The sequence below is a fragment of the Actinocorallia aurantiaca genome (assembly GCF_039533685.1).
Lineage (GTDB): Bacteria > Actinomycetota > Actinomycetes > Streptosporangiales > Streptosporangiaceae > Actinocorallia > Actinocorallia aurantiaca.
Genome location: NZ_BAAATZ010000030.1, coordinates 23,954 through 50,308, shown reverse-complemented (window position 1 = coordinate 50,308; position 26,355 = coordinate 23,954). Strand labels below are relative to the sequence as shown.

At 71.5% G+C, this 26,355-nt stretch carries 29 protein-coding genes; 16 read left to right on the top strand and 13 right to left on the bottom strand.

The annotated features are described in order from the left end of the window. Nucleotides 1-61: 61 nt before the first annotated feature. From thrS to ABD327_RS30685, 3 genes are all read right to left on the bottom strand, one after another. Nucleotides 62-2,017, bottom strand: a complete 1,956-nt coding sequence (thrS, locus tag ABD327_RS30695; protein WP_344455671.1) for a threonine--tRNA ligase — start codon at nucleotides 2,015-2,017, stop codon at nucleotides 62-64. A gap of 210 nt (nucleotides 2,018-2,227) precedes the next feature. Next, nucleotides 2,228-2,620 (bottom strand): rhodanese-like domain-containing protein, encoded by a 393-nt coding sequence (locus ABD327_RS30690; RefSeq protein ID WP_344455669.1) that lies wholly within the window; start codon nucleotides 2,618-2,620, stop codon nucleotides 2,228-2,230. After that, the gene (locus tag ABD327_RS30685; protein ID WP_344455667.1) at nucleotides 2,617-3,072 is read right to left on the bottom strand and encodes a cysteine dioxygenase; all 456 of its coding nucleotides are present in this window, start codon (nucleotides 3,070-3,072) and stop codon (nucleotides 2,617-2,619) included. The genes ABD327_RS30690 and ABD327_RS30685 overlap by 4 nt, the downstream gene beginning before the upstream one ends. Before the next feature lie 158 nt (nucleotides 3,073-3,230). Here ABD327_RS30685 and ABD327_RS30680 point away from each other — a divergent pair, with 158 nt between their 5' ends. Next, on the top strand, nucleotides 3,231-4,481 hold the full coding sequence (locus ABD327_RS30680; protein ID WP_344455664.1) for a sensor histidine kinase: 1,251 nt from the start codon (nucleotides 3,231-3,233) through the stop codon (nucleotides 4,479-4,481). After that, nucleotides 4,459-5,109 carry a response regulator gene (locus tag ABD327_RS30675; protein WP_344455661.1) on the top strand — a complete coding sequence of 217 codons (651 nt, stop codon included), beginning with the start codon at nucleotides 4,459-4,461 and terminating at the stop codon, nucleotides 5,107-5,109. The genes ABD327_RS30680 and ABD327_RS30675 overlap by 23 nt, the downstream gene beginning before the upstream one ends. A 55-nt stretch (nucleotides 5,110-5,164) precedes the next feature. On the opposite strand, the gene ABD327_RS30670 is transcribed toward ABD327_RS30675, so the two are convergent. Together ABD327_RS30670 and ABD327_RS30665 are read right to left on the bottom strand one after the other, a co-directional pair. Continuing rightward, nucleotides 5,165-6,121: a quinone oxidoreductase family protein gene (locus ABD327_RS30670; RefSeq protein ID WP_344455658.1), complete on the bottom strand. Its 957-nt coding sequence runs from the start codon at nucleotides 6,119-6,121 to the stop codon at nucleotides 5,165-5,167. A 13-nt stretch (nucleotides 6,122-6,134) separates the two neighbouring features. Continuing rightward, entirely contained in the window at nucleotides 6,135-6,869 is a 735-nt protein-coding gene (locus tag ABD327_RS30665) for an SDR family oxidoreductase (RefSeq protein ID WP_344455656.1), read from the bottom strand. A 44-nt stretch (nucleotides 6,870-6,913) separates the two neighbouring features. On the opposite strand from ABD327_RS30665, the gene ABD327_RS30660 reads away from it, so the two are divergent. Both ABD327_RS30660 and ABD327_RS30655 read left to right on the top strand, forming a co-directional pair. Then, the gene (locus tag ABD327_RS30660; RefSeq protein WP_344455654.1) at nucleotides 6,914-8,125 is read left to right on the top strand and encodes an acyl-CoA dehydrogenase family protein; all 1,212 of its coding nucleotides are present in this window, start codon (nucleotides 6,914-6,916) and stop codon (nucleotides 8,123-8,125) included. Beyond that, the gene (locus ABD327_RS30655; protein ID WP_344455651.1) at nucleotides 8,115-8,744 is read left to right on the top strand and encodes a TetR/AcrR family transcriptional regulator; all 630 of its coding nucleotides are present in this window, start codon (nucleotides 8,115-8,117) and stop codon (nucleotides 8,742-8,744) included. Before ABD327_RS30660 ends, ABD327_RS30655 begins: the two co-directional genes overlap by 11 nt. An 8-nt stretch (nucleotides 8,745-8,752) precedes the next feature. Here the strand turns inward: ABD327_RS30655 and ABD327_RS30650 are convergent, their stop codons facing one another. Together ABD327_RS30650 and ABD327_RS30645 are read right to left on the bottom strand one after the other, a co-directional pair. After that, nucleotides 8,753-9,223 (bottom strand): GNAT family N-acetyltransferase, encoded by a 471-nt coding sequence (locus ABD327_RS30650; protein WP_344455648.1) that lies wholly within the window; start codon nucleotides 9,221-9,223, stop codon nucleotides 8,753-8,755. Between the two features lie 55 nt (nucleotides 9,224-9,278). Further along, nucleotides 9,279-10,049 (bottom strand): hypothetical protein, encoded by a 771-nt coding sequence (locus ABD327_RS30645; RefSeq protein ID WP_344455647.1) that lies wholly within the window; start codon nucleotides 10,047-10,049, stop codon nucleotides 9,279-9,281. 199 nt (nucleotides 10,050-10,248) lie between these two features. Between ABD327_RS30645 and ABD327_RS30640 the strand changes: the two genes are divergently transcribed. From ABD327_RS30640 to ABD327_RS30630, 3 genes are all read left to right on the top strand, one after another. After that, nucleotides 10,249-10,695: a lamin tail domain-containing protein gene (locus tag ABD327_RS30640; protein WP_344455644.1), complete on the top strand. Its 447-nt coding sequence runs from the start codon at nucleotides 10,249-10,251 to the stop codon at nucleotides 10,693-10,695. Between the two features lie 147 nt (nucleotides 10,696-10,842). Continuing rightward, entirely contained in the window at nucleotides 10,843-12,225 is a 1,383-nt protein-coding gene (locus ABD327_RS30635) for an arylsulfatase (protein ID WP_344455642.1), read from the top strand. Between the two features lie 39 nt (nucleotides 12,226-12,264). After that, the gene (locus ABD327_RS30630) at nucleotides 12,265-12,930 is read left to right on the top strand and encodes a UdgX family uracil-DNA binding protein (protein WP_344455640.1); all 666 of its coding nucleotides are present in this window, start codon (nucleotides 12,265-12,267) and stop codon (nucleotides 12,928-12,930) included. Nucleotides 12,931-12,940: 10 nt separating this feature from the next. Here the strand turns inward: ABD327_RS30630 and ABD327_RS30625 are convergent, their stop codons facing one another. From ABD327_RS30625 to ABD327_RS30605, 5 genes are all read right to left on the bottom strand, one after another. Continuing rightward, nucleotides 12,941-13,129 (bottom strand): hypothetical protein, encoded by a 189-nt coding sequence (locus tag ABD327_RS30625; protein ID WP_344455638.1) that lies wholly within the window; start codon nucleotides 13,127-13,129, stop codon nucleotides 12,941-12,943. Between the two features lie 16 nt (nucleotides 13,130-13,145). Further along, nucleotides 13,146-13,943 (bottom strand): SDR family oxidoreductase, encoded by a 798-nt coding sequence (locus tag ABD327_RS30620; protein ID WP_425547265.1) that lies wholly within the window; start codon nucleotides 13,941-13,943, stop codon nucleotides 13,146-13,148. An 85-nt stretch (nucleotides 13,944-14,028) separates the two neighbouring features. Continuing rightward, complete coding sequence (locus ABD327_RS30615; protein ID WP_344455634.1) at nucleotides 14,029-14,433, bottom strand: DUF2795 domain-containing protein; 405 nt, start codon at nucleotides 14,431-14,433, stop codon at nucleotides 14,029-14,031. Nucleotides 14,434-14,790: 357 nt separating this feature from the next. After that, nucleotides 14,791-16,155, bottom strand: a complete 1,365-nt coding sequence (locus ABD327_RS30610) for a cytochrome P450 (RefSeq protein ID WP_344455632.1) — start codon at nucleotides 16,153-16,155, stop codon at nucleotides 14,791-14,793. 59 nt (nucleotides 16,156-16,214) lie between these two features. Continuing rightward, complete coding sequence (locus tag ABD327_RS30605) at nucleotides 16,215-17,264, bottom strand: NAD-dependent epimerase/dehydratase family protein (RefSeq protein WP_344455630.1); 1,050 nt, start codon at nucleotides 17,262-17,264, stop codon at nucleotides 16,215-16,217. A 165-nt stretch (nucleotides 17,265-17,429) separates the two neighbouring features. On the opposite strand from ABD327_RS30605, the gene ABD327_RS30600 reads away from it, so the two are divergent. The 9 genes from ABD327_RS30600 (at nucleotide 17,430) to ABD327_RS30560 (ending at nucleotide 25,127) form a co-directional block, all read left to right on the top strand. Continuing rightward, entirely contained in the window at nucleotides 17,430-18,221 is a 792-nt protein-coding gene (locus tag ABD327_RS30600; RefSeq protein ID WP_344455628.1) for a DUF72 domain-containing protein, read from the top strand. 5 nt (nucleotides 18,222-18,226) lie between these two features. Next, entirely contained in the window at nucleotides 18,227-18,676 is a 450-nt protein-coding gene (locus ABD327_RS30595) for a DUF2243 domain-containing protein (protein WP_344455626.1), read from the top strand. Then, nucleotides 18,676-19,488 carry a cytochrome c oxidase assembly protein gene (locus ABD327_RS30590; protein ID WP_344455623.1) on the top strand — a complete coding sequence of 271 codons (813 nt, stop codon included), beginning with the start codon at nucleotides 18,676-18,678 and terminating at the stop codon, nucleotides 19,486-19,488. Before ABD327_RS30595 ends, ABD327_RS30590 begins: the two co-directional genes overlap by 1 nt. Nucleotides 19,489-19,610: 122 nt before the next feature. Further along, nucleotides 19,611-20,795: a zinc-dependent alcohol dehydrogenase gene (locus ABD327_RS30585; RefSeq protein ID WP_344455621.1), complete on the top strand. Its 1,185-nt coding sequence runs from the start codon at nucleotides 19,611-19,613 to the stop codon at nucleotides 20,793-20,795. A gap of 474 nt (nucleotides 20,796-21,269) precedes the next feature. Beyond that, entirely contained in the window at nucleotides 21,270-21,647 is a 378-nt protein-coding gene (locus ABD327_RS30580) for a DUF6234 family protein (RefSeq protein ID WP_344455619.1), read from the top strand. Nucleotides 21,648-21,742: 95 nt separating this feature from the next. Further along, nucleotides 21,743-22,753: a permease gene (locus ABD327_RS30575; RefSeq protein WP_344455617.1), complete on the top strand. Its 1,011-nt coding sequence runs from the start codon at nucleotides 21,743-21,745 to the stop codon at nucleotides 22,751-22,753. Continuing rightward, nucleotides 22,750-23,481: a TIGR03943 family putative permease subunit gene (locus ABD327_RS30570; RefSeq protein ID WP_344455615.1), complete on the top strand. Its 732-nt coding sequence runs from the start codon at nucleotides 22,750-22,752 to the stop codon at nucleotides 23,479-23,481. Before ABD327_RS30575 ends, ABD327_RS30570 begins: the two co-directional genes overlap by 4 nt. An 82-nt stretch (nucleotides 23,482-23,563) precedes the next feature. Beyond that, nucleotides 23,564-24,190, top strand: a complete 627-nt coding sequence (locus ABD327_RS30565; RefSeq protein WP_344455613.1) for a hypothetical protein — start codon at nucleotides 23,564-23,566, stop codon at nucleotides 24,188-24,190. A 46-nt stretch (nucleotides 24,191-24,236) separates the two neighbouring features. After that, complete coding sequence (locus ABD327_RS30560; protein WP_344455611.1) at nucleotides 24,237-25,127, top strand: oxidoreductase; 891 nt, start codon at nucleotides 24,237-24,239, stop codon at nucleotides 25,125-25,127. 1 nt (nucleotide 25,128) lies between these two features. On the opposite strand, the gene ABD327_RS30555 is transcribed toward ABD327_RS30560, so the two are convergent. Further along, on the bottom strand, nucleotides 25,129-26,262 hold the full coding sequence (locus ABD327_RS30555) for a helix-turn-helix domain-containing protein (protein ID WP_344455609.1): 1,134 nt from the start codon (nucleotides 26,260-26,262) through the stop codon (nucleotides 25,129-25,131). Nucleotides 26,263-26,355: the final 93 nt, after the last annotated feature.

The following is a 26,355-nucleotide window of genomic DNA, read 5'->3' as shown; positions in this document are numbered from 1 at the left end:
AACAGATCTTCCACGGCCACCGGAAAGGCCGCCCATGCGGGGCGGCCCCTCCGGCGGGCGCTCAGACCTGGACGCGGTCGGCGACGGCCTTCACTATCTCGGCCACGGCCTCGTCCACCGGCACCCCGTTGTTCTGCTCGCCGGAACGGTAGCGGAACGACACCGCGCCCTTGGACACGTCTTCGTCGCCCGCCAGCAGCATGAACGGGACCTTCTGCTTCTGGGCGTTGCGGATCTTCTTCTGCATGCGGTCGGACGAGGAGTCGACCTCCACCCGGATGTTGTGGGAGCGCAGCTTCGCCGCGATCTCCTCCAGGTAGGGCGCGTGCTCGTCGGCGATCGGGATGCCGACGACCTGGACCGGGGCCAGCCACGGCGGCATCGCGCCGGCGTAGTGCTCCAGCAGGACGCCGAAGAACCGCTCGATCGAGCCGAACAGCGCCCGGTGGATCATGACCGGCTGCTGCCGGGTGCCGTCGGCCGCCTGGTACTCCAGGTTGAACAGCTTGGGCAGCTGGAGGTCCACCTGGATGGTGGACATCTGCCAGGTGCGGCCGATCGCGTCACGGGCCTGGACGGAGATCTTCGGACCGTAGAAGGCGGCGCCCTCCGGGTCGGGGGTGAGCTCGAGACCGGAGTTCTCGGCGGCCACCCTCAACATCTCGGTGGCCTCCTCCCACTCCTCGTCCGACCCGACGGACTTCTTCGGGTCCCGGGTGGACAGCTCCAGGTAGAAGTCGTCCAGGCCGTAGTCGCGCAGCAGATCCAGCACGAACTTCAGCAGCGAGTGCAGCTCGTCCTGCATCTGCTTGCGGGTGCAGTAGATGTGCGCGTCGTCCTGGGTCAGGCCGCGCACCCGGGTGAGGCCGTGCACCACGCCGGACTTCTCGTACCGGTAGACGGTGCCGAACTCGAACATCCGCAGCGGCAGCTCCTTGTAGGAGCGGCCCCGCGCGTCGAAGATCAGGTTGTGCATGGGGCAGTTCATGGGCTTGAGGAAGTACTGGGCCCCCTCCAGCTCCATGGGCGGGAACATGCCCTCGCGGTACCAGCCGAGGTGCCCGGAGATCTCGTACAGGTGGCCCTTGGTGATGTGCGGGGTGTTGACGAAGGAGTAGCCGGCCTGCTCGTGCCGGAGCCGCGAGTAGTTCTCCAGCTCGCGCCGGATGATTCCGCCCTTGGGGTGGAACACCGGCAGGCCGGAGCCGATCTCGGTGGGGAAGGAGAACAGGTCGAGTTCGGCGCCGAGCTTGCGGTGGTCGCGCTTCTCGGCCTCCTCCAGCATCTTGAGGTACTCGTCCTGCTTCTCGCGGGACTCCCAGGCGGTGCCGTAGATGCGCTGCAGCTGCGGGTTCTTCTCGCTCCCGCGCCAGTACGCTCCGCCGGCGCGCATCAGCTTGAACGCCGGGATGTTGCGGGTGGTCGGCAGGTGCGGGCCGCGGCAGAGGTCCTTCCAGCACAGCTCGCCGGTCTTGGCGTTGAGGTTGTCGTAGATGGTCAGCTCCGCGCCGCCCACCTCGACCGACTCCTCGTCCTCCGCGCCGCCCTTCAGGCCGATCAGCTCGAGCTTGTAGGGCTCGGAGGCCAGTTCCTCACGGGCCTCCTCGTCGGAGACGACCCGGCGGGAGAAGCGCTGGCCCTGCTTGACGAGCTCGCGCATGCGCTTCTCGACGCGCTTGAGGTCCTCGGGGGTGAAGGGCTCCTTGACGTCGAAGTCGTAGTAGAAGCCGTTCTCGACCGGCGGCCCGATGCCGAGCTTGGCCTCGGGGAAGATCTCCTGGACGGCCTGCGCCATCACGTGGGCGGTGGAGTGGCGCAGGATGTCGCGGCCGTCCTTGGAGTCGATCTCGACGCCCTCGACGACGTCCCCGTCCCGCACGACGTACTCCAGGTCGCGCAGCTCACCGCCGACCCGGGCCGCGACGATCCGGGAACCTCCGTCCAGCACCTGCCCCGCCGTGGTGCCGGCGTCCACCACTCGCTCGCTTCCGCCGAGGGTGACGCGCAGTTCGGACACGGGAACTCCTTGAATCGTGTGAAACGGTCGGATAATGAGCAAAAGGCCCCGGGAGAATTCTCCCAGGGCCCTTCGCATGTCGCAGATGGTCAGCGCGCGTGCTCAGACGGCCGGGGAGAACCCCGGCGTGGTCGTCTCGTGAGCGAGGTGAGCGGCTGCCATGCCCCCCAGTCTAACCCGATCTCCTCCCGCGTCCATCCGGATACGGCCTCAGCCCGCGACGACGGGCAGTCCCGCCTCCTTCCAGGCCAGGAATCCGCCGATGACGTCGGTGGCGCGGGACAGGCCGAGATCCTGCAGCGCGGCCGCGGCCAGGCTGGAGGTGTAGCCCTCGGAGCAGAAGACGACCGCGCGCACGCCGTAGCCGACGGCCTCGGGCAGGCGGGCGTCGCTCTCCGGGTCGAACCGCCACTCCAGGTGGTTGCGCTCGACGATCAGCGCGCCCTCGACGGCGCCTTCGGCGGCGCGCTGCGCGGCGGGCCTGATGTCGATGAGCAGGGCGTCCGGTTCGGCGTGCGCCTCCGCCGGGGTGATCCGGACCAGGCGGGCGCGGGCCTCCTCCAGGATCTCGTCGATGGACCTCGCCCCGGGCGGCCGGCTCACCAGTCCTCCGCCGACTCCGACCGCAGGGTGACCAGCTCCCCTTCGGGGCCGAGGTCGTAGCGGTTCATGCTCGACAGCGGCGGCGAGTAGACGTGGACGCTCACCGCGGGGGCCGCCGAGACGTTGCGGACGTCGTGGACGTGGCGTTCGCCGAAACCGCGCACCTCGCCGGACTCCAGGGTCCGGGCGTCGCCCACCGTGGCCTCTTCCAGCTCTCCCAGGACGACGGCGAACGCGCCCGCCGAGCCGCCGTGGTCGTGGAAGCCGGTACTCTGCCCGGGCAGCCAGCTGATGATCCACACCTCGTGGTCGTCGTCCGCGTGCAGCCTCTCGTACCAGCGGCCCTGCGGGTCCAGGCGGACCCGGTGCAGCCACTCTGCGCTGTCTTCTGCGAGGGCGCGTGCGCGCCCGCTCAGCGCGCGCGTCCCGGAATCGGTAGCGGTCAAGGTCATGCGCCCATCCTGGCCTGCATTTCCTATTAAGTCAATCGGAATTCTTCATTTTATGAGGGCCGTTTCCCTTCAGGCGCCGGCTCGCTCTCGGGAGGTGTTCGGGGGATCACCCGGCGGGGGCAGGACGGGACACGCCTTCGATGGCTAGCCTCGCCAGTGTGATCGAACAAGTCCCCCGGGGCGTCTTCGCCGCGCTCCTCGACGCCGCGGTGCGGGCCCCCGTCCGGCCGGAACGGCGCCTGTACTCCACTGACAAAACCTGGGTGAAGGCCTCCGTCCTGGCCCTCACCCTGGCCCTCGCCATCGGGTTCACCGGCGGCAGCATCGCCCTCTACATCAACCTGCACGGGCTGGGGGCGAGCCAGAGCTGGCTGCTCGGGCTGCTGCAGGGCCTGCCGCTCCTGGTCGCGCCCTACCTGCCGCTGGCCTCCTGGCGGATCATGGTGGCGGGGCTGCTGCTGGCCGAGATCTCCCTGGGCCACCACGAGGAGTTCATGCCCTGGCCGGTCACCTCCCTGCTGGGGCTGCTGCCGGTGCTGGCCCTGGTCGCGGCGGTCTCCGCCCGCCTGGTGGCCAAGGGCGTGAGCGTGCTGACGATCACCGTCCTGGCGATCGTGCCGATCCTGTTCAACGGGCTCGAGCCGTGGTTCGGGCTCATCCTCAGCGCGCTGGCCGGGCTGGCCCTCGTCTTCGGCGACGCCGTCGGCGGGCGGCGCTGGGCCGAGATGACCCTGGCCGAGCAGGCCGAGCTGCGCCGCCAGGACCTGGCCCGCCAGGCGGTGCTGGAGGAGCGCTCCCGCATCGCGCGGGAACTGCACGACGTCGTCGCCCACCACATGTCCGTGATCGCGCTGCAGGCCGAGGCCGCCCCCTACAAGATCCCGGAACTGCCCGACGCCGCCCGCGCCACCTTCACGCTGCTGCGGGACGAGGCGCGGGCCGCGCTCACCGAGACCCGGCGGGTGGTCGGGCTGCTGCGCGCCCACGACGAGACGGCCGAAAGGGTGCCCCAGCCGGGCATGGACCGGCTGCCCGACCTCGTGGCCTCCCACGACGGGCTGCGGATCTCGCTGACCGTGATCGGCGCCGCCCTGGCGCTCCCGGAGGGCCTGGACCTGTCGGCCTACCGGATCATCCAGGAGGCGCTGAGCAACGCCTCCCGCTACGCCCCCGGAGCCGCCGTCTCGGTGGAGGTCCGCTACGACCCCGACCGGCTGAGGCTGTCGGTGCGGGACGACGGCCCGCACGGCGAGCCCGACACCAGCAACGGCGGGCACGGCCTGGTCGGGATGCGCGAGCGGGTGACGATGCTGGGCGGCACCCTCTTCGCGGGCGAGGAGGGCGAAGGATGGGCCGTGCTGGCCGAGCTTCCCTATGATGACGCGCATGATCCGCGTGGTGATAGCTGACGATCAGGTCATGATCAGGGACGGGCTGGCCACGCTGCTGGCCTCCGCGCCGGACATCGAGGTGGTGGGCCAGGCGGGGGACGGGCTGGAGGCGGTGGAGCTGTGCGCCGAGCTCGGCCCCGACGTCGTCGTCATGGACATCCGGATGCCGAGGCTGGACGGGCTGGCCGCCACCGCCCGCATCGCCACGGACGACAAGGAGAGCCCCAAGGTCCTCGTGCTGACCACGTTCGACCTGGACGAGTACGTCTACGAGGCGCTCGGCGCGGGAGCCAGCGGATTCCTGCTGAAGGACGCCTCGGCGGGCGACCTCATCAACGCGGTGCGGGTGGTGGCCTCCGGCGAGGCGCTGCTGGCCCCCTCGATCACCCGCAGGCTCATCTCCGACTTCGCCCGCCGGCGGCGGCACGAGCGGCCCCGCTCGGACCTGGTGGACGTGCTCACCCCCCGCGAGCTGGACGTCCTGCGGCTGATCGCCCGGGGCCTGTCCAACGCCGAGATCGCCGGGGAGCTGTTCCTGTCGGAGCAGACCGTCAAGACCCACGTCGGCCACGTCCTGAGCAAGCTGGGCCTGCGGGACCGCACCCAGGCCGTCGTCTTCTCCTACGAGAACGGCATCGCCGGGTGAGGCGGCCGTCCCGGCGCCCCACCGGCGCGGACCCGGCCGGTGGGGCGGCCCGCGCCTAGCGCGACGGGTCGAGCACCAGCTTGCCCGCCGTCCGGCGGGAGCGCAGCGCCTCGTGGGCGGCGGCGGCCTCCGACAGCCCGTACTCGCCGCCGGGCAGGACGCGCAGCGCCCCCGAGGCGGCCAGGCCGAACAGCTCCGTCATCGCCCGGCGCATGATGTCGCCCGGCAGGGTGAAGACGTGCGGCAGCCACATGCCGGCCACGGCGGTGGAGTGGCGCAGCAGGGAGGGCGCCTGGATCGGGGACGGCGGCTTGCGGGAGGCCATCCCGTAGAAGGCGAGCCTTCCGAAGGGCGCCAGCGCCGCCAGGGACCGGTCGGTGACGTCTCCGCCGGTCATCTCCAGCACGACGTCGACGCGCCTGCCGCCGTTCGCCTCGATGAGCGCGGCCTTGAGGTCGGGGACGTCCGGGTCCAGCGCGACGTCCGCGCCGAGGTCCAGAGCCAGCTTGCGCTTGTCCTCGCTCGAGGCGGTGGCGATGACGCGTCCCGCGCCCCAGGCCCTGGCGAGCTGGACGGCCAGGCTGCCGACCCCGCCCGCGGCGGCGTGCACGACGACGGACTCCCCGGGCTCCAGGTGCGTGCTCTTGCGCAGCAGCAGCCAGGCGGTCGCGCCCTGGACGACGAGGCCGAGCGCGGTCAGGTCGTCGATCCCGTCGGGGATGTCGTAGACGGCTCCGGCGTCGGCCACGGCCTGCTCGGCGTAGCCGCCTCCGTTCGAGGTCAGGGCGACCACGCGGCGCCCGTCGACGGTGCCCGCGACCTCGCCGCCGGGGATCATCGGCAGCTCGGCGGCCGCCAGGTAGCTGTTCTCCGCCTGGTGGGTGTCGGCGTAGTTCACCCCGGCGCGGGTGACGTCGACGAGCACCTGCCCGCGCCCGGGCACGGGGGCGGGCACCTCGGCGAGGCGCAGCACCTCGGGTCCGCCGAACTCGGTGATCTGGATGGCTCTCATGGTCGGCTCCTCCTCAGACCCGGGGCCCGGGGACCCCGCGGAAACGGAACGGCTCGAACTCGCGGCCGGGCACCACCGGCCAGGCCTGGCCGGTGGCGCCGGAGGCCAGGAGCGTCAGGAAGGCGTCGACGACGGTCTCCACGTCCAGGATGGGGAAGTCGCCGAGGAAGTCCCGCAGCCGGGTGAGGATGTCGGTGTCGGCGAAGGACGGGCACAGCGCGTTGACGCGGATGCCCTCCTCCTCGTAGGCCGGGCCCAGCGAGCGGGCCAGGGCGACGACGGCCGCCTTGTTGGCCGCGTAGACCGGTTCGTAGGGCATGGGGGCCAGGCCGCCCATGCTCCCGGTGAGGACGATGTCGCCGCCGCCCCGTGCGCGCAGCGCGGGCAGCGCCGCGTGCACGCCGTACACGACGCCGTCGAGGTTGATGGACATCGCGCGCCGGTAGACCTCGGGGTCGAAGCCCTCGCCCAGGTCGCAGCCGGTGCTCACGCCGGCGTTGAGGAACGCCACGTCCAGGCCGCCGAAGTTCTCGACCACCGCCTCCACCGCGCGGACGCTGTCGGCGGGTTCGCGCACGTCGCACCGCACGAACAGGGTGTCCAGCTCGGCCGCCAGGGCCTCGCCCCGCTCGACGTCCACGTCGCACAGGACCGGCCGGGCGCCGAGGCCGGCCAGGCGGCGGGCCGTGGCCGCGCCGATGCCGTTGGCGCCGCCGGTGATCCAGACGACCTTTCCCTTGACTTCCACGGACCCTCCCATTAAGTAACTGACCCGTCAGTTATGATACTGGCATGGACTTCTCATTGAGCGAACGGGCCGCCGGATATCTGGCGCGGCTGCAGGATTTCATGGACGCCCGCGTCTACCCCGCCGAGGCGGTCTACGCGGCGCAGCGGGCGGAGCTGGCCGAGGCCGGGCGGCCCCACGACCTGCCCCCGGTCGTCGAGGAGCTGAAGGCCGACGCCCGCGAGCGCGGCCTGTGGAACCTCTTCCTGCCGGACGTCTCCGGGTTGTCCAACACCGACTACGCGACGCTGGCCGAGCTCACCGGCCGCTCCTCCGCACTCGCCCCCGAGGCGATCAACTGCGCCGCCCCCGACACCGGGAACATGGAGGTGCTGCACATGTTCGGCACCGAGGAGCAGAAGGAGCGCTGGCTCAAGCCGCTGCTGGAGGGCGAGATCCGCTCCTGCTTCGGCATGACCGAGCCGGACGTGGCCTCCTCCGACGCCCGGAACATCTCCACGAGCATCGTCCGTGACGGCGACGAGTACGTCATCAACGGCCGCAAGTGGTGGACGACCGGCGCCGCCGACCCGCGCTGCGCCGTCATGATCCTCATGGGCAAGACCGACCCCGAGGGCCACCCGTACGCCCAGCAGTCGATGGTGCTGGTCCCGATGGACGCCCCGGGCGTCACCGTCGTGCGCGACCTGTCGGTGTTCGGCTACCACGACCAGCACGGGCACTGCGAGATCCGGCTGGAGGACGTCCGGGTGCCGGTGTCCAACCTCATCGGGCAGGAGGGCGGCGGGTTCCTCATCGCCCAGGCCCGGCTCGGGCCGGGGCGCATCCACCACTGCATGCGCGCCATCGGCATGGCCGAGCGCGCGCTGGAGCTGATGTGCGAGCGGGCGGCCTCCCGCGTGGCGTTCGGCAAGGAGATCGCCCGCCAGGGCGTGGTCCAGGAGTGGATCGCCGAGTCCCGCATGGCCATCGAGCAGGCCAGGCTGCTCACCCTGAAGACCGCCTGGCTGATCGACACCCAGGGGGTGAAGGCGGCCCGTTCGGAGGTCGCCGCGATCAAGGTGGTGGCGCCGCGCGTCGCGCTCGACGTGCTCGACAAGGCCATCCAGGTCCACGGCGGCGCGGGCGTCTCCTCCGACACCCCGCTGGCCGCGATGTGGGCGGGGGCGCGTACGCTGCGGCTCGCGGACGGCCCCGACGAGGTGCACGTCCGCTCCGTCGCCCGCACCGAACTGGCTCCGTATCTTGGCAGGTAGAAGACTGTCCGCCGCCACGCGGCGGGAGCAGCTGATGGCCGCCGCGCTGGCCGAGTTCGGCCGGCGCGGCTTCCACCTGACCCAGATGGAGCACGTCGCCGCGGCGGCCGGGGTCTCCAAGGCACTGCTGTACCAGCATTTCGAGTCCAAGGACCAGCTGTTCTCCGAGGTGGCCCAGGCGATCGTCGACGACCTGACGACGCGGCTGGCCGACTCCGAGGTGGAGAACGCCTCGTCCCTGGAGCGGGTCGGCGGCATGGTCTCGACCCTGTTCGACTACGCGACCGCCGAGCCCGACGCCTGGTCGGTCATCATCCGGCACCTGGACAAGCCCGAGGTCGGGGTGGAGCTGCGGGAGCTGCGGGAGAGCTTCGGCGAGGCCGCCTCCGACCGCCTGCTGTCGCGGCGCAGGCAGCGGCTCGGCCCCCAGGAGCTGGCCGCCAACGAGCGGCGGGCGCGCCTGCTGGTCCCTCTCATCTACGGCTCCCTGTTCTCGCTGATCTCCTGGTGGCTGGAGCACCCCGACGTCGAGCGCGAACGAGCCGAGGCGATGGCCCTGGACTTCATCTGGCTGGGCCTGGAACGCGTCCGCGAAGGCGAGCGCCTGCCCCGGGAGTAGCGGGAGGGTCAGAGCGTCTTGGCCATGCAGATGGAGTGCAGCTCCGGGACGCCGACGTAGGGCGGGTAGACGGGGATGCGGACGTAGCCTTCGCGTTCGTACAGGCGGACGGCGTCGGGCTGGCGGTCGCCGGTCTGGAGGACCACCCGGAGCGCGCCGTCCTCGCGCGCCGTCTGCTCGACCCAGTCGAGCAGCGCGCGGGAGACGCCGCCGCCCCGGGCCTCCGGCGTGACGTACATGCGCTTGAGCTCCAGGTCGGGGCCGCACCGGCGCAGCGCGGCGTGCCCGGCGGGGACGCCGTCCCGGGTCGCGACGGCCACGAAGACGACTTCTCCGGGGTCGAGGGCCAGCGCCTCGATCAGGGCGGGAGAGGCCTTGGCGTCCCTGTCCGCGTAGCGCTCGTCGATTTCCACCGCCATCGCGGCCCGCAGCCGCGCACCGTCCGGGTCGCTCCAGTCGCATGTCCGTACTTCGATCACCGTGCGAAGATACCGGTGGTTCGCGAGGGTCTCATCCCCGTCGTAGGGCGCCGGTTCAGGGCGGGCCCAGCTCGGAGCGGGCCTCCGCGGCCCGGGACAGCGCGGTCTCGGTCTGCGCCTCGGCGTCCTCGAGCCTGCGGCGGACGGCGGAGTGGTGGAGGCGGAGCTGGTCCAGGCGGTGGCGCAGCTTCTCCGACTCCTGTTCGACGTGCTCCAGCTCCCGGCGCAGGGCGTCGCGCTCCGCAGCCAGTTCGGCCGCCCGCTGCTCCAGCTGCTCCAGGCGCCTGCGCGCCTTCTCCTCCCGGACGCGGGCGGCGTCCCCCCTCTCCGCGACCGCCTCCCCCGGAGCCGGCGCCTCGGGGGCGGCGAAGCCGGCGTGGCTGCGCGGGTGGGTGAGCCTGCCCGAGCGCACCTCCTCCGCGGCCTCGGCGTCCACGACCGCGGCCTGGAGCGTCTCCTCGACCTCGTGGGCGGCCTGCTCCCCCAGCGGACGGCCGGTGGCCTCCACCAGGACGCCCGCCACCCGGACGGCCTCGGCCACCGCCAGGTTGCGCACCCGGTCGAATCTGGCGGGGTCCTCGCCCTCGGCCCAGCCCCTGCGGATCTCGACGCCGAGCTCCAGCAGCTCCCCCACCAGCTCGCCCTGCTCCCGGACCAGCAGATTCACCGCCCAGGCCGAGACCGTCGGCCGCCGCAGCGCCCTGATCTGCTTGGCCGCGGCCTCGTCCCCCTCGAGGTGCGCGGCGTCGGCCAGCCGGCGCCGGGCCTGGACGAACTCCGAGGGCGGCACGCGGTAGAGCTCTTCGATCGCCGCATTGAGGTCCACAATCGATAACTACCACCGGAGATCTCCTCAGAATCCGGGAGTGATCAGACTCTCCCTCCGAGTAGGGCATATTCACCCCAAAGCGAAGAAGTCTCCGGAGAATCCTCACTTTACGAGAGAGCTGACTGACCCTGACGCCGCCCCTTTCTCCCCGGAACGGCCATGGTCGGCCCCGGAGTCCGCTCCTACGCTCGGAAGAGTGAACGCCGTCCCCTTCTTCCTCACCGCCTTCATCGTCATCGGCCTGCTGGCGCCGGAGAAAGGCGCCTCCCCCTCCCCCTCCTCCCCTGGCGTCCGGATCGAGCGGATCCGCTTCGACGCGCCCGGCGTCGACGACCGGACGAACCGGAGCCTGAACGGCGAATGGGTGGAGGTCGGGAACCGCTCCGGAAAGACGCGGAACCTGCGGGGCTGGCGGCTGCGCGGCGCGGACGGCCAGACCTATGTGTTCAAGGACCTCCGGCTGGGGCCGGGCCGGACCGTCCGCGTCCACACCGGCCCGGGCCGCGACGGACGCGGCCACCTCTACTGGCACCGCGGCACCCACGCCTGGCGGAACTCGGGCTCGACCGTCCGGTTGAGCTCCCCCGCGGGCCGCGCCGACTCCTGCGGCTGGAGATCCCGGGGGACGGTCAAGCGCTGTTGACCATAAGTTGACTATTCCTATTGCTTTAATGGGAAATATCTCCGATCATGGACATGTACCCCCTTGGTCCCTGGTCGGAGTGTGATCCTCGTGCTCAGCCGCCGTCAGTTGCTCCGTGGTTCGGCCGTCCTCGGTCTCGGCGCACCGGTGTTGACCTCCTCGCCCGCGCTGTCCGGGCCGGCGGTGTCCCTGCCGTTCGAACCCGCCGCCGAGGAGGCGCGGGCCACCGACGACCGTCCCAACGTGGTCCTCGTCGTGGCCGACGACCTGGGGTACGGCGCGATCGGCTCCTACGGGCAGAAGAAGATCAAGACCCCGGTGCTCGACCGGATGGCCCGCGAGGGGCTCAGGTTCACCCAGGCCTACGCCGGCGCCGCGGTCTGCGCGCCCGCCCGCTGCTCCCTGTACACCGGCCTGCACACCGGGCACTCCCAGGTCCGCCAGAATCCGCGGGCGGGCCTGCCCGGCGCGCTGCGCGACCGCGACACGACCTTCGCCGAGGCGATGCGCGCCGTCGGGTACCGCACCGGGCTGATCGGCAAGTGGGGCTTCGGCCCCGAGCGGGGAGAGCAGCCCAGCCACCCCAACGCACGGGGGTTCGACGAGTTCTACGGCTACATCACCCACCGCCACGCCCACGACTACTACCCCGAGCACCTCTGGCGCAACGGCGGCCGGGTCCGGTTGAAGGCGAACAGGCAGGGGCGGCACGGCGTGTACGCGCCCGACCTGCTGCGCGACCGGGCGGTGTCCTTCATCAAGAAGGCGGGCGGGGACCCGTTCCTGCTCGTCTACACGCCCAACCTCCCCCACGCCCCCAGCGACGTGCCCAGCCTCGGCCGGTACCGCGCCAGACCCTGGTCGCGCGCCGACCGGGCGCACGCCGCGCAGCTCACGCGGCTGGACTCGCACCTGGGCGACCTGCTGGACGCCCTGCCCTCGAAACGGCGGACCATCATCCTGTTCACCAGCGACAACGGCCCCCACGAGGAGGGCGGCGTGAATCCGGACCGCTTCAACGCCAACGGGCCGCTGCGCGGGTACAAGCGCAACCTCTACGAGGGCGGGATCCGCGTTCCGCTGATCGCCTGGGGCCCCGGCCTCGTCAAGAAGGGGCGCAGTTCGAGGATCACCCAGCACACCGACCTGTTCCCCACCCTCGCGGAGTTCGCCGGGGCGTCCATCCCCCGGCACCTGGACGGCACCTCCCTGCGCGGGACGCTCACCGGCCGGCGCGGTCAGCCTCCCGCCCGGCACCTGTACTGGTACCGGAGCGAGACCCACTCCACCCGGCGGGCGAACGCGGCGGAGAACGGGAGCGTCACCCGGATGGCGGAGGCGGTGAGGCAGGGAGACTGGAAGCTGGTGCGCTTCGCGCCCGGCTCCCGCCGCCCCTCTTCGGACTCCGGCTGGCGGTGCGAGCTGTACAACCTGGACAAGGACCCTGGAGAGCGCCGGAACGTCGCCTCACGGCATCCGGAGGTCGTCATCCGCCTCTCCCGGACGGCCAGCGCCTCCTGGGCGGGCTGAATCCGCCTCGCCCCGCCCTTTCCGGGGTAGGGACGGGATATGGGGGAATCACGGGATGCCGGGCCGTTCGTGCCCGAGAACGCGGACCTGCCGGAACTGCGCAGAGCCTCGGCGGGATGCCGCGGCTGCCCGCTCTACGAGCGGGCCACTCAGACGGTGTTCGGGGAGGGCCCTGTCGGGGCCCGGCTCCTCCTGGTCGGGGAGCAGCCCGGCGATCAGGAGGACCGGCAGGGCAGGCCGTTCGTGGGACCCGCCGGGAAACTGCTGGGCCGCGCCCTGGAGGAGGCGGAGATCGAACGTGACGCCGTCTACGTCACCAACGCGGTCAAGCACTTCAAGTTCACCCTGAAGGAGTGGTCGAAGCGGAGGTTCCACCAGAGCCCGGGCACCATCGAGATCAACGCCTGCCGGCCTTGGCTGGTCGCCGAACTGGAGGCGGTGTCCCCCGAGGTGGTCGTGGCGCTGGGGGCGGTCGCGGGCAGGGCTCTGCTCGGGCCGTCCTTCCGTGTGACGAAGCAGCGGGGCGTGCCCCTGGACTGCCCGCCGTTCGACGCCATCGGCGCCCCGGCCCCCGCGCAGGGACCGCCGGCCGGGCGGATCGTGGCGACGATCCACCCGTCGGCGGTCCTGCGCGCCCCCGACCGGGACGCCGTCTACGCCGGGCTCGTCGGCGACCTCAGGGTCGCGGCCCGGCTGCTGGACTGAGCCGCCAGGATCACACCCGGGTCTGCGGCTCGTATCCCTCGTCCTCCCCGCCCGGAGCGTCGGCCTCGGCGTTCGGCGGGTCGGTCGGACCGGGCGCGAACTCCTCCGCCAGGTCGGGCGACTCGTCCTCGAGCGGGGCTCCCTGCTCCGCCCTGCGGTCGGCGAAACTCCGGTTCTCTTCCTTCTTCTCATCCGTCATGGCGGATCCTTCCGGGTCAGCCGGGGTGGATCTCACCGCCGGCGGGGACCAGGGTCTGGCCCGTGTAGTAGGAGGAACTGCGGTTCGCGGCGAAGAAGACGTAGGACGGGGCGATCTCGTCCGGCTGCGCCGCGCGCCCCATCGGGGCCTGCTTCCCGAAGTCCGCGACCTTCTCGGCGTCGAACGTCGCGGGGATGAGCGGGGTCCACACCGGGCCCGGGGCCACGCAGTTCACCCGGATCCCCCGGTCCATCAGGGAGCCGGCCAGCGACTGGGCGAGGTTCATCGCCCCCGCCTTGGTGGCCGCGTAGTCGATGAGGCTCGGGTTGCCGCGCAGCCCGTTGATCGACCCGGTGATGACGATGGACGAACCCTCCGCCATGAACTCCAGGGCCTCCTGCACGCACCAGAACAGGCTGAGCAGGTTGACGTCGACGGTGCGGCGCAGCTGCGCCGAGTCGATCTTCTGGACGTCGTCGGCCGGCGTCTGGGTCCCGTGGTGCAGGACCAGGACGTCGAGCCCGCCCAGGGCGGTGCCCGCGTCCCGGACGACCTTCCGGCAGTGGCTCTCGTCCCCCATGTCCCCGCCGAAGGTGTGGCAGGTCCGGCCTTCGGCCTCGACGAGGCCCGCCGTGTGCCGGGCGTCGGAGTCCTCCTCCAGGTAGGTGATCGCCACGTCCGCGCCCTCCTTGGCGAAGGCCACGCTCACCGCCCGCCCGATGCCGGAGTCGCCTCCGGTCACCAGGGCGCGGGCGCCGGAGAGCAGCCCGCTTCCCCGGTGGCCGCGCATCTCGTCCTGCGGTTCGGGGGTCATCTCTCCGGTCCGGCCGGGGTACTCCTGGCTCTGCGCCGGTCTTTCACTCAAGGGCTTCTCCTTCCGCGGTGAGAGGGGCGAGGGGTCAGGTGCGGCGTTCCTCGTGACCGATGCCGAGGTCCTTGACGATCTCCGGGAGCCCGTCGTAGGACTCGCCGGGCAGCCGGGAGAGCCGGGAGACCACATTGTCGGGCGCGGCGGTGGAGGCCGCGTGGTCCGCCAGCTCCCGGGGGCTCGCCGGGTAGTTCACACCGGCCAGGACCGAGGCGATGGTGCTGCGCTCCTCGACGTCCCGCGGGGTCATCCCGGGAGGCGCTCCCCTGCGGTCGGCGCGGGTGGCCGTCGGGTCGACGCCCGTGTCGGTGTCGACCGGTTCGGGGTCGTTCCACGGCTGGGGGTGCGTGGGTCCGCCGCTGCGCGTCAGCCCCTCGGCCTCCCTGTGCATCTCCTCGTCCAGCTTCGGACCGTGCTTTCCACTCTTATCGCCCATGGCTTGCCTTTCACATCTTCGTGATTCCGTACACCGATCCAGAGGATCAGCCCGGATGTTTCCGCGTGGCGTCCTGCTCCTCCGATTCCCGCACTCCGCTCTCGTCGGGGGGAAGGGATTCCGGATGGGCGTTGCGCACTCCGGGAACCCCGGTTCCGCTCCGCGGCACCGGTCCTTCGTTCTCAGCCGAGGGGTCGGTGCGTCCGCGTTCGTCCGATCCCTTGTTGACCGGAGCGAACTTCCTGTCGTGCGTTTCTTCGGGCTCATGACCCAGATCGTCATATTTGGTCATGGTTTATCCACTACCCCAGCCGAGTGATACGCACTCACTTTTTTCAAGAAAGGCTAAGGATCTACTCAAACGACACCGAAGCGCAGGCGGAAGGGGCCGAGAGTGCGCGGTAGCGGACGGTCCGGACGCGGCTGTACCCCCGCCCTCTGCCGGAAGTCGTGCTCCCGCAGCAGCGCCGCGAGGAACAGGCTCGCCGACAGCAGCACCAGCGACCGGCCCGGGCACTCGCCGGGCCCCGCGCTGAACGGGACGATCGACCAGCTCTCCCGTGCCGTGCCGTCCAGCCAGATGTCCGGAGCGAAGGAGTCGGCGAACGGCAGCAGTTCGTCGTCCCGATGCAGGAACGGGGTGAAGATGAGCATCCCCGTCCCGGCGGGCATCGTCCTGCCGTGCCAGACGGTGTCCTCGGTGCTCTCCCGCAGCAGCGCGGGAGTGGTCGGCCACAGCCGCAGCGACTCCTGCACGCAGGCCCGCAGGAACGGCAGCTCCAGCGAGCCGCTCTCGGCCTCGCGGCGGGCCCGGCGCATGTGCTCGGGGTGGGCGGCCAGCAGCGCCAGCGCGCGGAACGCCGCCATGCCCGCGGGCTCGTAGGCGAACAGCCACTGCGGCACCTGCTGCGCCGGATCGGTGCGCTCCGTCTTCGGGGCCTTGGCGACGAGTTCGGCCAGGCTGCCCGGCTCGGCCTCGCTCAGGTAGCCGTCCAGACGACGCTGGAAGCGGGCGCGCAGCACCCTGCGGCGGGGCCGGGCGAAAGACCAGTTCGCGCTCATGCGCAGCTTGGTGAGCAGATCGCTGACGCGGTGGTCGTCGCGGGCCCCGTCGCCCAGCACCACCCTCCGGATGACGCGCCACCAGGCCGCGCGGAACTCCCCCCACCCCAGCTCGCCGGAGTCCTCGATGATCCGGGTCAGCTCGGCGGCCTCGCCCTCGATCTTGCGGGAGATCTCACCGGACAGGCAGTGCACGGGATGGGCGGTGTCGAGCACCTCCTCGTTGAAGGCCCGCCTGTCCGCCCGGTCCGCTCCCCTGGAGATGAGGACTCCGTGCGGCTGGAACTGCGAGAGGGCGGCGTGCTTCTCCCGGTTGTCGAGGGAGAAGGGCTCGGGCGACTCCGTCAGCGCTCGCCGAACGTCCTCGGGCGACAGCAGCAGCACGTAGGACCTGCCGGGCAGCCGCAGCCGCAGCGGACCCCGGCCGTAGCGGTGGCGCAGCCGCCGCAGGAGGCGGCCCGCCCGCAGGTCGGCCTGCATCCCCTCGGCGAGCGCGACGACACGGGGACGGCGTGCGATGACGCCGCGCGCGATCGTCGGCGCCATGACGAGCGCGCCGACCTTCACAGTGTCGGCGACCGACGCCCTGATCAGGGGCGCCTTGTCCGAGGCGCGTCGGCGGGTGTGTTTCTTCGTCCCCTCTTCCACTGGGGCGACCATGGGAACTCCTCTCCAGGAACATGACGGATGACAAAGGAAGGGCAGGTGCGAGAACGGCGTCAGGAAGTGCCGCCGACGCCCGAGCGGAACTCACGGACGCGCAGCGGCCCGCTGGAGGACTTCGACAGGGCGGGCGTGTCCTCGTCCGCCCCGGCCCTGAGGCCCGCGAGGAACTCCGACAGTGCGTGGACGGAGCTGTGCTCGGGCGTCCAGCGCAGTTCTTCCCGGGCCCTTCCCGCGTCCATGAGCGGCAACCGCAGCGCCAGGTCGAACAGGTGCGGGGAGGCCGGAACGAGGCGCAGGCCCCACGCGGCGGCCAGGAGCGTCCGGACGGCCCGCGCCGGCACCTTCACCTTGCGGGCGTTGAACAGCTCCGCCAGTTCGTCGGCACCGATGACGGGCTCGGCCGCGAGGTTGAAGGCACCGTACGCGGGCCGCACGACGGCCTGGTGGAAGGCGCGCCCCACGTCCGACGAGTGCAGCATCTGCATTTTCAGCCCGGGGATGTCCGGGACGACCGGAACGATGCCGGGCCGGACGAGCCTGCCCGGCACCAGAGGACCCGCGAACAGCCGCCGCTGCTCCGTCGCGGTCCTGCGCTCGAAGACGAAGCCGGGGCGCATCCTCACCACGCGGCACTGCGGATACCTGGCCTCGAAGGCGTCCAGCATCCGTTCGACGTAGGACTTCTCCCTGCTGTAGGCGGCCATGGGCCAGCCGTGCGTGGGCCAGTCCTCGTCGACGAAGCGGTCCTTGGGGCCCGGCGAATAGGCGCCGACGGACGACGAGTAGACGAGCGAGGGCACCCCCGCCTCCGCGACGGCGCGGAACACCCGGGCGCTGCCCAGCACGTTCGTCTGCCACGTCTTGTAGGGGTCGTGGGTCGGCTGGAAGATCCACGCCAGGTGCACCACGGCGTCCATGCCGCGCAGCAGCGGCACCAGGTCGCTCTTGGTGATGTCGGCGGCCACCCACTGGGTGCGGCCGATCTCCAGGCGCGGTCTGCGCCGGGCGATGCCGACGAGCTGGGTGATCTCCGGATCCTCCGCCAGCGACCTCAGGGTGTTCGTACCGAGGTTCCCCGTGCCGCCGATGACCGCTACCCGCATCGTCCCCCGCCCTTCCGGCCCCCGCCGGGTCGCTCCGCTTCCTCGCCCCGCGACCGACGTACCATGATCACGAAGTACGCCGTGTTCATCTTCTCCCTCCCCGGGAAGGCATGAAAGAAACGGAGGGAACGAGCGGGATCGGGGGGATTCGGCCCGATGGGTCACGTGAGTCCGGTTACCAGGGGCAGGCTGCGGGTCGGTACCTCCGGCTGGCAGTACGCCGACTGGCGCGACGTGCTGTATCCCCGGGGCCTTCCGCAGACCCGCTGGCTGGAGCACTACTCCGAACGGTTCGACACCGTCGAGAGCAATGCCGCGTTCTACCGGCTGCCCTCCCTGGAGACCTTCGAGCAGTGGCGCGAGAGGACTCCTCCGGACTTCGTGATGGCGGTCAAGGCGAGCCGTTACCTCACTCACATACGCCGTCTTTCGGCGCCCGAAGAACCCGTCGCACGGCTGTTGCGAGCCGCCTCGGGACTCGGCGACAAGCTCGGGCCCGTCCTCCTGCAGCTGCCTCCGACGCTGCGCGCGAACGCCGGGCTGCTCGCCCGGTGCCTGCGCTGCTTCCCGCCGGACGTGCGGGTGGCGGTCGAACCCCGGCACCCGTCCTGGTGGACCGCGGAGATCCGCGACCTGCTGGCCGACCACGCCGCGGCCCTGTGCTGGGCCGACCGGCAGAGCCGCCCGGTGACCCCGTTGTGGCGCACCACCGGATGGGTCTACCTGCGCTGCCACGAGGGAGCGGCCCGTCCCCGGCCCCGATACGGGGAGGCCGCGCTGCACGCGTGGGCGCGCCGCACGTCCGAGGTCACCGCCGAGGGCGGGGACGCCTACGTCTACTTCAACAACGACCCTTCCGCCGCGGCCGTCCACAACGCGCTGCGGTTCGCCGAGCTCGCCTCCTCTCCGCACGCTTCGCCCTTCACCCGACCCCGGGAACTCGAAAGAGACAGGTGAATGTGATGTCCGTCCGATCTGACCGGTCCCTGTGGGCCGGAGTCCTGTTCGGAGTGGGAGCGGCCGCGTTCGTCGACGAGGCCGTTTTCCACCAGTTGCTGCACTGGCACCACTTCTACGACAGATCGACCACGGACATGGGATTGGTCTCCGACGGGCTGCTCCACGCCTTCGGCTGGTTCACCACCGTCTTCGGGCTGGTGCTGGCCGCCGACGCGGCCAGGCGGAACACCCTCGCCAAACGGGTCGCGGGCGGAGGGGTGCTGCTGGGGGCGGGCGCCTTCCAGCTCTACGACGGCCTCGTCCACCACAAGCTCATGCGCCTGCACCAGATCCGCTACGAGGTCGACATCGCCCCCTACGACTGGACGTGGAACGTCGTGGCGGTGCTCATGCTCCTCGCGGGCTTCCTGCTCCTCCTTCCGATGCTGCGGCGGCCGGGCAGGGCGAGCTGATGGGACTCGCGCATCAGGCGCCCGTCCAGGCGGGGCTCGCGCCGTGGCTGGCCGCCTTCGCCATGACGGGCGTCGTCGTCGCCTATCTCGCCGCGACCGCCCGGCTGCGGCGGCGGGGCGACGCCTGGCCGTGGCTTCGCGACCTCTCCTTCGCGGCCGGGGGCGCGGCCGTCGCGACGGCGGCCGTGGCGCCGCTGCCGGGCGAGCCGTTCACCGCGCACATGCTGCAGCATCTGATCCTCGGGATGGCCGGACCGCTGCTGCTCGTCCTGGCCCGCCCCGTCACCCTCTTGCTGCGGATACTGCAGCCGGGAAGGACGCGCCGGACGCTGCTGGCCGTGGTGCAGTCGCGGCTCGCCGCGGTGTTGGTGTTCCCGCCGGTCGCCGCCCTCATCGACTTCGGCGGACTGTGGATGATGTACCGCACGCCGCTGCTGTCCGCCGTCCACGACCAGCCGTGGGCGCACGCGCTGCTGCATCTGCGGGTGTTCGCGGCGGGGATGCTGTTCACCACCGCCCTGTGCCGCCTGGACCCGATGCGGCACCGCTACTCCCTGGCGCTGCGGGCGGGGACGCTGGTCGTCGCGAGCGCGGCCCACTCCGTCCTGGCCAAGTCCCTGTGGGCCGCTCCGCCTCCCGGACTCACGTTCACGGCGGCCGACCTCCACGCGGGGGCGCAGCTGATGTACTACGGCGGCGACCTGGTGGAGGTGGGGCTGGCGCTGGTGATCGTGCTGGACTGGTACGCCGAGGGCGGGCGGACTCTGCGGCGGGAACGGCGGCGGATGGACGCGGTGCCGAGCCGGGTGTGATCTGCGGCAAATCTGGATGACCGCCGAGATTGATGATCACAGCCAAGGGCAGAAGGGTCACAACGGGGCAAACATCCCACAGTTCTCGATCACCAGAACTTCCGACGAAACCGGGGGGAACAATGAAGGCAGTGACCTGGCATGGCCGCCGCGACGTCCGAGTCGACCAGGTGCCCGACCCGATCATCAAGGAGCCGAACGACGCGGTCATCCGGGTCACGTCCACCGCGCTCTGCGGCTCGGACCTGCACCTCTACGAGATGCTCGGCCCCTTCCTGCAGGAGGGGGACATCCTCGGGCACGAACCCATGGGCATCGTCGAGGAGGTCGGGCCCGAGGTCACCCACATCAAGCCCGGGGACAGGGTGGTCATCCCGTTCAACGTCTCCTGCGGCCACTGCCACATGTGCGACCGGCAGTACTACGCGCAGTGCGAGACGACCCAGGTGCGCGAGTACGACAGCGGCGCCGCGCTCCTGGGGTACACCAAGCTGTACGGGCAGGTCGCCGGCGGCCAGGCCGAGTACCTGCGCGTCCCGCAGGCCCAGTTCGGCCCGATCCCGGTACCGCACGGGACCCCGGACGAGCGGTTCCTGTTCCTCTCCGACGTGCTGCCGACGTCCTGGCAGGCGGTCGAGTACGCCGAGGTGCCCGAAGGCGGCAGCGTGACCGTCCTCGGCCTCGGGCCCATCGGCCAGATGTGCTGCCGGATCGCCCGGCACCGGGGCTACCGGGTCATCGGTGTCGACCTCGTCCCGGAACGGCTGGAGATGGCCCGTCGGCACGGCGCCGAGACCATCGACCTGCGCAACACCGACGTCGTCTCCGCCGTCCGCGACCTCACCGGAGGCCGCGGCACCGACTCGGTGATCGACGCCGTCGGCATGGAGGCCCACGGCTCGCCCTTCGGCAAGGCCGCCCAGGCCTTCACCGCCCTCCTGCCCGACAAGGTCGCCGCTCCGCTCATGACCCACGCGGGAGTGGACCGCCTCGCCGCCCTCCACCTGGCGATCGAAGTGGTGGCCCGGTGCGGGGTGATCTCCCTGTCCGGCGTCTACGGCGGCATGGCCGACCCGATGCCCATGCTCCGCGCCTTCGACAAGGGCATCACCTTCCGGATGGGCCAGGCCCACGTCCGCCGCTGGCTGGACGACCTGATGCCGCTGGTCACCGACGAGTCGGACCCGCTGGGCGTCCTGGACCTCGCCACCCACCGCGTCCCCCTGGACCGCGCCCCGCAGGCCTATGAGGCCTTCCAGAAGAAGCGCGACGGAGCCGTCAAGATCGTCTTCGACCCGGCGCTCTGACCTTCCGCCGACTCCTCGGGATCGCGCCCCGGGCCGCTTCTCGGGCCCGGGGCCTTTACATAGTAGATCCACCTTTGCTCCGACCCTCCGGAGAATCCACAGGCAGGGCGCCGGAGCGATCCGCGAGGCCCTTCACTCCGCCCCCGGCAGGGCTCGGGCCGACCTGGGGATTTTACTAAGTAGATCTTTATATTCTCCCCTTTTTGCGAGAAAACACAAGGTGAGAGACATATGAGGCAGGCGGTTACCGAGAGGTCGGGCACTTCGCCCGAGTTCCCCCTCTCCTGCCTTTTCTTTGTAGATCAATTCGACATTCCGATCACCCCGGACGTTTGACAGGGCCACTTTCAGGTCTATACCGAGGGTGACCGGGAATATCCGTACTGCAACGAGCGCCCGAGGGAGTGGTTCCGTGTGCCGACGCCCCGATCCCATCCTGGACACACCGCGGCCCGGGCCTCCGACCCTGCGCCGGTGAGCTCCTCCGCTTCCCCCGGGCGGACGCGGCCCCCCTGGCGGGCCGACCTCCTCACGGCCCTGACGGGCCTCTCCCTGGAGGCGGTCGCCGCCTTCTTCGTGGTCATCGCCTCCGGCCTGACCAACAGCGCCGATCCCGACGGCTCCCACGGCGGAGCCGACCGCGCCGGCCAGATCCTCGTGCTCGGCTTCGGCGCCCTCGCCTGCCTCGCCCTCCTGATCGCCTTCCTCTCCCGGGCCAAGGCCCCCATCACCGCCCTCCTCCACCTGCTCCTCGCCTGCGCCCTCCTCCTGGCCGTCCTCACCCTCCCCTCCTCCGTCTCGCCCCCGCGCGGACCCGCGCCCGGGCCGGCGCCCGCCACCGGCGCCCCGTAGCCGGTCCGGACACCCGGCGTCCGGGTGGATCGGGGGTTTTAAAATGAAAACTGTTTTCATTAGGATGTCCCGTCGTCGGTGTGAAGGAGGACGGGATGACGACGGGGACGCGGCTCGAGGAAGGGCTGCCGCCGGCCGGGCGGAGAACACGCGAGGAGCATCCGGGACCCGATGCGGCCTGGTGGTTCGTCTCGATCGTCTCACTGCTGGTGATCGGGCGGATCTGGGTGGCGCCGTGGGTGACCCAGGACGGGGTGCGGGCCTGGGCGACGGTCTTCATCGCGATCTGCGTGCAGGCGCTGCCGTTCCTGGTGTTCGGGGTGGTGCTGTCCGCGGGGATCACGGCGTTCGTCCCCGCGTCGGTGTGGAGCCGGGTCCTGCCCCGGCGCGGCGCGGCGGCGGTGCCCGTGGCCGGGATGGCCGGAGCCGTGCTTCCCGGGTGCGAGTGCGCGTCCGTGCCGGTGGCGGGAAGCCTGATGGCCCGGGGGGTGGCCCCCGCCGCGGCGCTCACGTTCCTGCTGGCGGCTCCCGCGATCAACCCGGTCGTCATGGTCGCGACGGCCGTGGCCTTCCCGGGGAACCCGGAGATGGTGGCGGCGCGCTTCGGCGCCTCCCTGGTGGTGGCCGTGCTCGCCGGATGGGCGTGGTTGCGGTTCGGCAAGGGGGAATGGCTGCGGATACCCGAGCGGCCCGAGCACTCCGGCGGCCGCTGGGACGCGTTCCGGGTGGCGGTACGGCACGACTTCATGCACGCCGGAGGCTTCCTGGTGGTGGGCGGGGCGGCGGCGGCCACGATCAACGTGGTGATCCCCGCCGCGTGGGTGAACGAGGTGGCCGGGATCCCGTGGGCGGCGGTGCTGACGCTGGCCGTGCTGGCCGTATTGATGTCGATCTGCTCGGAGGCCGACGCCTTCGTGGCGGCGAGTCTCACCGCGTTCTCCCCCACCGCGAAGCTGACGTTCCTCGTCGTGGGACCGATGGTCGACCTCAAGCTCATCGCACTGCAGACGGGGATGTTCGGACGGCGGTTCGCGGTCCGCTTCATCCCGTTGACGTTCGTCCTGGCGGTCTCCGTCAGCGCCTTCGCGGGAGGGGTGTTCCTGTGAGCAGAGCCATGCAGAACCTGCTGATGGTGCTCGTCGGCGGGTCCGTCCTGTGGATCACCCTGGTCACCGGGGAGGTCGTCAACTTCGTCAAGGAGGGGCTGCGCTGGCCGCTGGTCGCGGCCTCGCTCGTCCTGGTCGTCCTCGGCCTGGCCGGGATGCGCCGCGACTGGCGCGAGGACCCTCGTGAGAAGGCGGAGCACGAGGGGCACCACCACGGCCCGGGCGGGCCGCGGGTCGCCTGGCTGCTGTGCCTGCCCGTCCTGGCGATCTTCGCCATCGCCCCGCCCGAACTCGGGGTCTTCACCGCCACCCGCGCCGACGAGAGCCGGGCGGCGCCCCCGAAGATCCAGGTCGAGGAGGACGACTACGCGCTGCCGCCGGGCCCGGACCCGCTGCCCATGTCGATCGGGGAGTTCATGGGCCGGTCCTTCGAGGCGCAGATCGGCGGTCAGGTGACCCTCGCCGACCGCAGGCTCGAACTCAAGGGTTTCGCCACCCCCGGCAAGGGGGGATCCTGGTACCTGACCCGGCTCCAGATGAGCTGCTGCGCCGCCGACGCCATGGCGCTGCGCGTCAGGATCCTGAACGCGCCGGCCCCGGAGAAGGGCGCCTGGGTCGAGGTCGTCGGAGTCTGGCGCCCCGCCGGGAGACCGGACCAGCAGGGCGTGTACGAGTTCGCCGCCGAGCGCGTCACCCCGGTCGCCAAGCCGGACAACCCCTATGAATGACCTGGCCTTCCTCCCGAATGAAGCAATCGATAACCACATCAATCGGTACGGTAGGAGGGACTCGCCGAGCAAGGAGATCAAGATGTTCCTTCAGATCATCCAGGCACCGGCAGGCGACGCCGACGCCCTGCGCGCGGCGAGCTACCGGTGGGCCGACAAGCTGGGATCCACCTCCGTCGGCTGGCTGGGCTGCACCGGCGGGGTGACCGAGGAGGGCGTGTTCTTCACCGCCGAACGGTTCGAGTCCGAGCAGAAGATGTGGGTGGAGTCCGGGCGGCCCGGCCGCCGCCGCTGGTTCTCCGAGCTCCGCGAGGGCCTCACCGGCGAACCGGTCTTCACCAACTGCCGCGAGGTGGAGGTCTTCGCCCCGGACCCCACGGCCATCGACAAGGCGGGCTTCGTCCAGATCGTCCAGGGCCGGGTGCGGGACTCCGCGCTCATGCGCACCCTGATGCGCAGCATGGAGAAGGAGCTGCTCCTGCACCGCCAGGACATGCTCGGCTCCACCCTGGCCTTCCATCCCGACGACGGCTACACCCACCTGCTGTACTTCACCTCGGAGGACGACGTCGCGGACGCGGAGCTGCGCGAGATCCCGCCCCGCGTCAAGTCGGTGATGGACGCCGTCTACGAGCTCAACGTCACGATGCCCTCGTACCACGTCCTGACCTCCCCCTGGGTGCACTCCCGCCGCGAGACCGATCGTTAGCGGCGCGGGAGTACCGGCGCCCGCCGTACCGGGGCATGCTGACCCCATGACTAAGTGGACGATCAACGACATTCCCCAGCAGAGCGGCCGGACCTATGTGGTCACCGGCGCCAACAGCGGGCTCGGCCTGGAGACCGCCAGGGAGCTCGCGGCCCGGGGCGCGCATGTGATCATGGCCTGCCGGGACCTGGCCAAGGGCCAGAAGGCGTGCGCGGGGCTGCACGGCGGGCAGGTGGAGGTGCGGCGGCTGGACCTGGCGGACCTCGGCTCCATCCGCGAGTTCGCCGACGGCGTGGAGAAGGTGGACGTCCTGGTCAACAACGCCGGGATCATGATGCCGCCCCTGCGCCGCACCAAGCAGGGCTTCGAGCTGCAGTTCGGCACCAACCACCTGGGGCACTTCGCCCTCACCGGCCTGCTGCTGGACCGGCTCGCCGAAGGCGGCGCGCCCCGCGTCGTGACGGTCACCTCCGCCCTGCACCGCCAGGGGTCGATCGACTTCGACGACCTGGGCTCCGAGAAGTCCTACTCCCCCTCCGGGAACTACGCCCGGTCCAAGTTCGCCAACGTCCTGTTCGGCCTGGAGCTGGACCGCAGGCTGCGTGCGGCGGGAAGTCCCGTCTCCAGCCTCCTGGCCCACCCCGGCTACGCGGCCACCAACCTCCAGTCCAACGGTCCCACCGGGCTGGTGAGCCTGCTCGCGAAGCCGGCCAACCTGCTCCTGGCGCAGCCCGCCTCCCGGGGCGCGATCCCCCAGCTGTACGCGGCCACCGCCCCCGAGGCGGAGCCGGGCGGGTTCTACGGCCCCGACGGCTTCCAGGAGTTCCGCGGGCGCCACCCCAAGCCCGTCCGCCCGGCGCGCTCCGCCGCCGACCCGGAGCTCGCGCGCCGGCTCTGGGAGGCCTCCGAGGACCTCACCGCCGTCCGCTACCTCTGACTCAGGCCCGGGCCAGCCAGGTGCGGCACAACCACCAGGCGTCCACCGCGCCGAACGTGGTGGCCGGGTCCAGGCCGGTGACGTCCGCGAACCGCTGGACCCGGTTGCGCACGGTGTTGGGGTGGACGAACAGCTTCCCGGCCGCCGCGTTGACGTCCCGGTCGGCCTCCAGCCAGGCGGAGACGGCCAGGGCGACGGGCCCGGCGTTCGCGCCGAGGGTGTTCCATGCCTGCCGGTGGCGGTCCACCAGCACCGCCGCCAGATCGGGCCGCCCCACCAGCGCGACCAGGGACGCCACCTCCGCGACGTGCGTCACGCCGGACCGCCCCGACGCCTCGGCGGCGGCCAGCGCGTCGAGCGCCAGTCTCCGGGCCGCGGCCAGTTCCTCGGCTTCGACGGGTCCGGCCAGCCCCGCCGTCAGGCCGGCCCGTACGGCGCGGGGCGCGGGGGCCCGGGCGAGCACCGCGACGAGCAGGCCGTCGAGCCTGGCGCACAGCACCGGAGGGTACTCGCGGAGCGCCCGTTCCAGGGCCGCGGCGGCCGGCAGGTCGTCGGCGCGGGCGACCAGGGCCCACAGGCCGCCCGCGGTCGGCAGCCCCGCTTCGGCGGCGGCCAGCGCGGCGGCCGAGCCACCCTCCAGGAGCCGGCGCAGGATCACCGCGTCCCGCGCGTCCGTCCGCGGGTCCGGGTCGGCCTTCGCGGCCCGGTGGGCGGTGATCAGCCGGGATCGCACGGCCTCCGCCCAGTCGTCGTACAGCTCGCGGGCGTCCAGCAGGAGATCGGGGGTGACCCCGGCGGAGGGGGCCGTCTCCCTGGCCCGCGACCAGATCGTGCGTTCGGCGATGTGGATGGCCCCGAGCACCGCCTCGATCGGCACGCCCTGCCGGGCCCGGGTGACGGCCAGGTCCTCCACGAAGGACAACTCCGCCTGGCTGGGACCGCGTCGGGCGGCGAGCGCCCTGGTCGCGGCGAAGAGCAGGGCGCGGGTGTGGCCGGTGATGTCGGCGGACGACAGCGAGGCGGCCTCGCGCACCATCGTGCGCACTCCGACGACCACGGACGGCAGCAGGTCGTCCTCGCCGACGATCCGCTCGATCAGGTCGACGACGGACGTCCACTCTTCCCGGGAGCGCACTCCACCATCGTGCCCCAGGTTGTGGGCCACCACAACCTGGGCAGCAAAACAGGTGGTAAGCGCCATATTCCAAGCCAGGATCAAGACCTATGT

Excerpts from the sequence above, each read along its gene's own strand:
- ABD327_RS30605 (WP_344455630.1), bottom strand. The coding sequence starts at position 17,264 with ATGCGGGTAGCGGTCATCGGCGGCACGGGGAACCTCGGTACGAACACC.
- ABD327_RS30560 (WP_344455611.1), top strand. The coding sequence starts at position 24,237 with ATGACTAAGTGGACGATCAACGACATTCCCCAGCAGAGCGGCCGGACC.
- ABD327_RS30625 (WP_344455638.1), bottom strand. The coding sequence starts at position 13,129 with ATGACGGATGAGAAGAAGGAAGAGAACCGGAGTTTCGCCGACCGCAGG.
- ABD327_RS30670 (WP_344455658.1), bottom strand. The coding sequence starts at position 6,121 with ATGAGAGCCATCCAGATCACCGAGTTCGGCGGACCCGAGGTGCTGCGC.
- ABD327_RS30660 (WP_344455654.1), top strand. The coding sequence starts at position 6,914 with ATGGACTTCTCATTGAGCGAACGGGCCGCCGGATATCTGGCGCGGCTG.
- ABD327_RS30610 (WP_344455632.1), bottom strand. The coding sequence starts at position 16,155 with ATGGTCGCCCCAGTGGAAGAGGGGACGAAGAAACACACCCGCCGACGC.
- ABD327_RS30685 (WP_344455667.1), bottom strand. The coding sequence starts at position 3,072 with ATGACCTTGACCGCTACCGATTCCGGGACGCGCGCGCTGAGCGGGCGC.
- ABD327_RS30585 (WP_344455621.1), top strand. The coding sequence starts at position 19,611 with ATGAAGGCAGTGACCTGGCATGGCCGCCGCGACGTCCGAGTCGACCAG.
- ABD327_RS30620 (WP_425547265.1), bottom strand. The coding sequence starts at position 13,943 with ATGACCCCCGAACCGCAGGACGAGATGCGCGGCCACCGGGGAAGCGGG.
- ABD327_RS30590 (WP_344455623.1), top strand. The coding sequence starts at position 18,676 with ATGGGACTCGCGCATCAGGCGCCCGTCCAGGCGGGGCTCGCGCCGTGG.
- ABD327_RS30595 (WP_344455626.1), top strand. The coding sequence starts at position 18,227 with ATGTCCGTCCGATCTGACCGGTCCCTGTGGGCCGGAGTCCTGTTCGGA.
- ABD327_RS30615 (WP_344455634.1), bottom strand. The coding sequence starts at position 14,433 with ATGGGCGATAAGAGTGGAAAGCACGGTCCGAAGCTGGACGAGGAGATG.
- ABD327_RS30675 (WP_344455661.1), top strand. The coding sequence starts at position 4,459 with ATGATCCGCGTGGTGATAGCTGACGATCAGGTCATGATCAGGGACGGG.
- ABD327_RS30565 (WP_344455613.1), top strand. The coding sequence starts at position 23,564 with ATGTTCCTTCAGATCATCCAGGCACCGGCAGGCGACGCCGACGCCCTG.
- ABD327_RS30630 (WP_344455640.1), top strand. The coding sequence starts at position 12,265 with ATGGGGGAATCACGGGATGCCGGGCCGTTCGTGCCCGAGAACGCGGAC.
- ABD327_RS30575 (WP_344455617.1), top strand. The coding sequence starts at position 21,743 with ATGACGACGGGGACGCGGCTCGAGGAAGGGCTGCCGCCGGCCGGGCGG.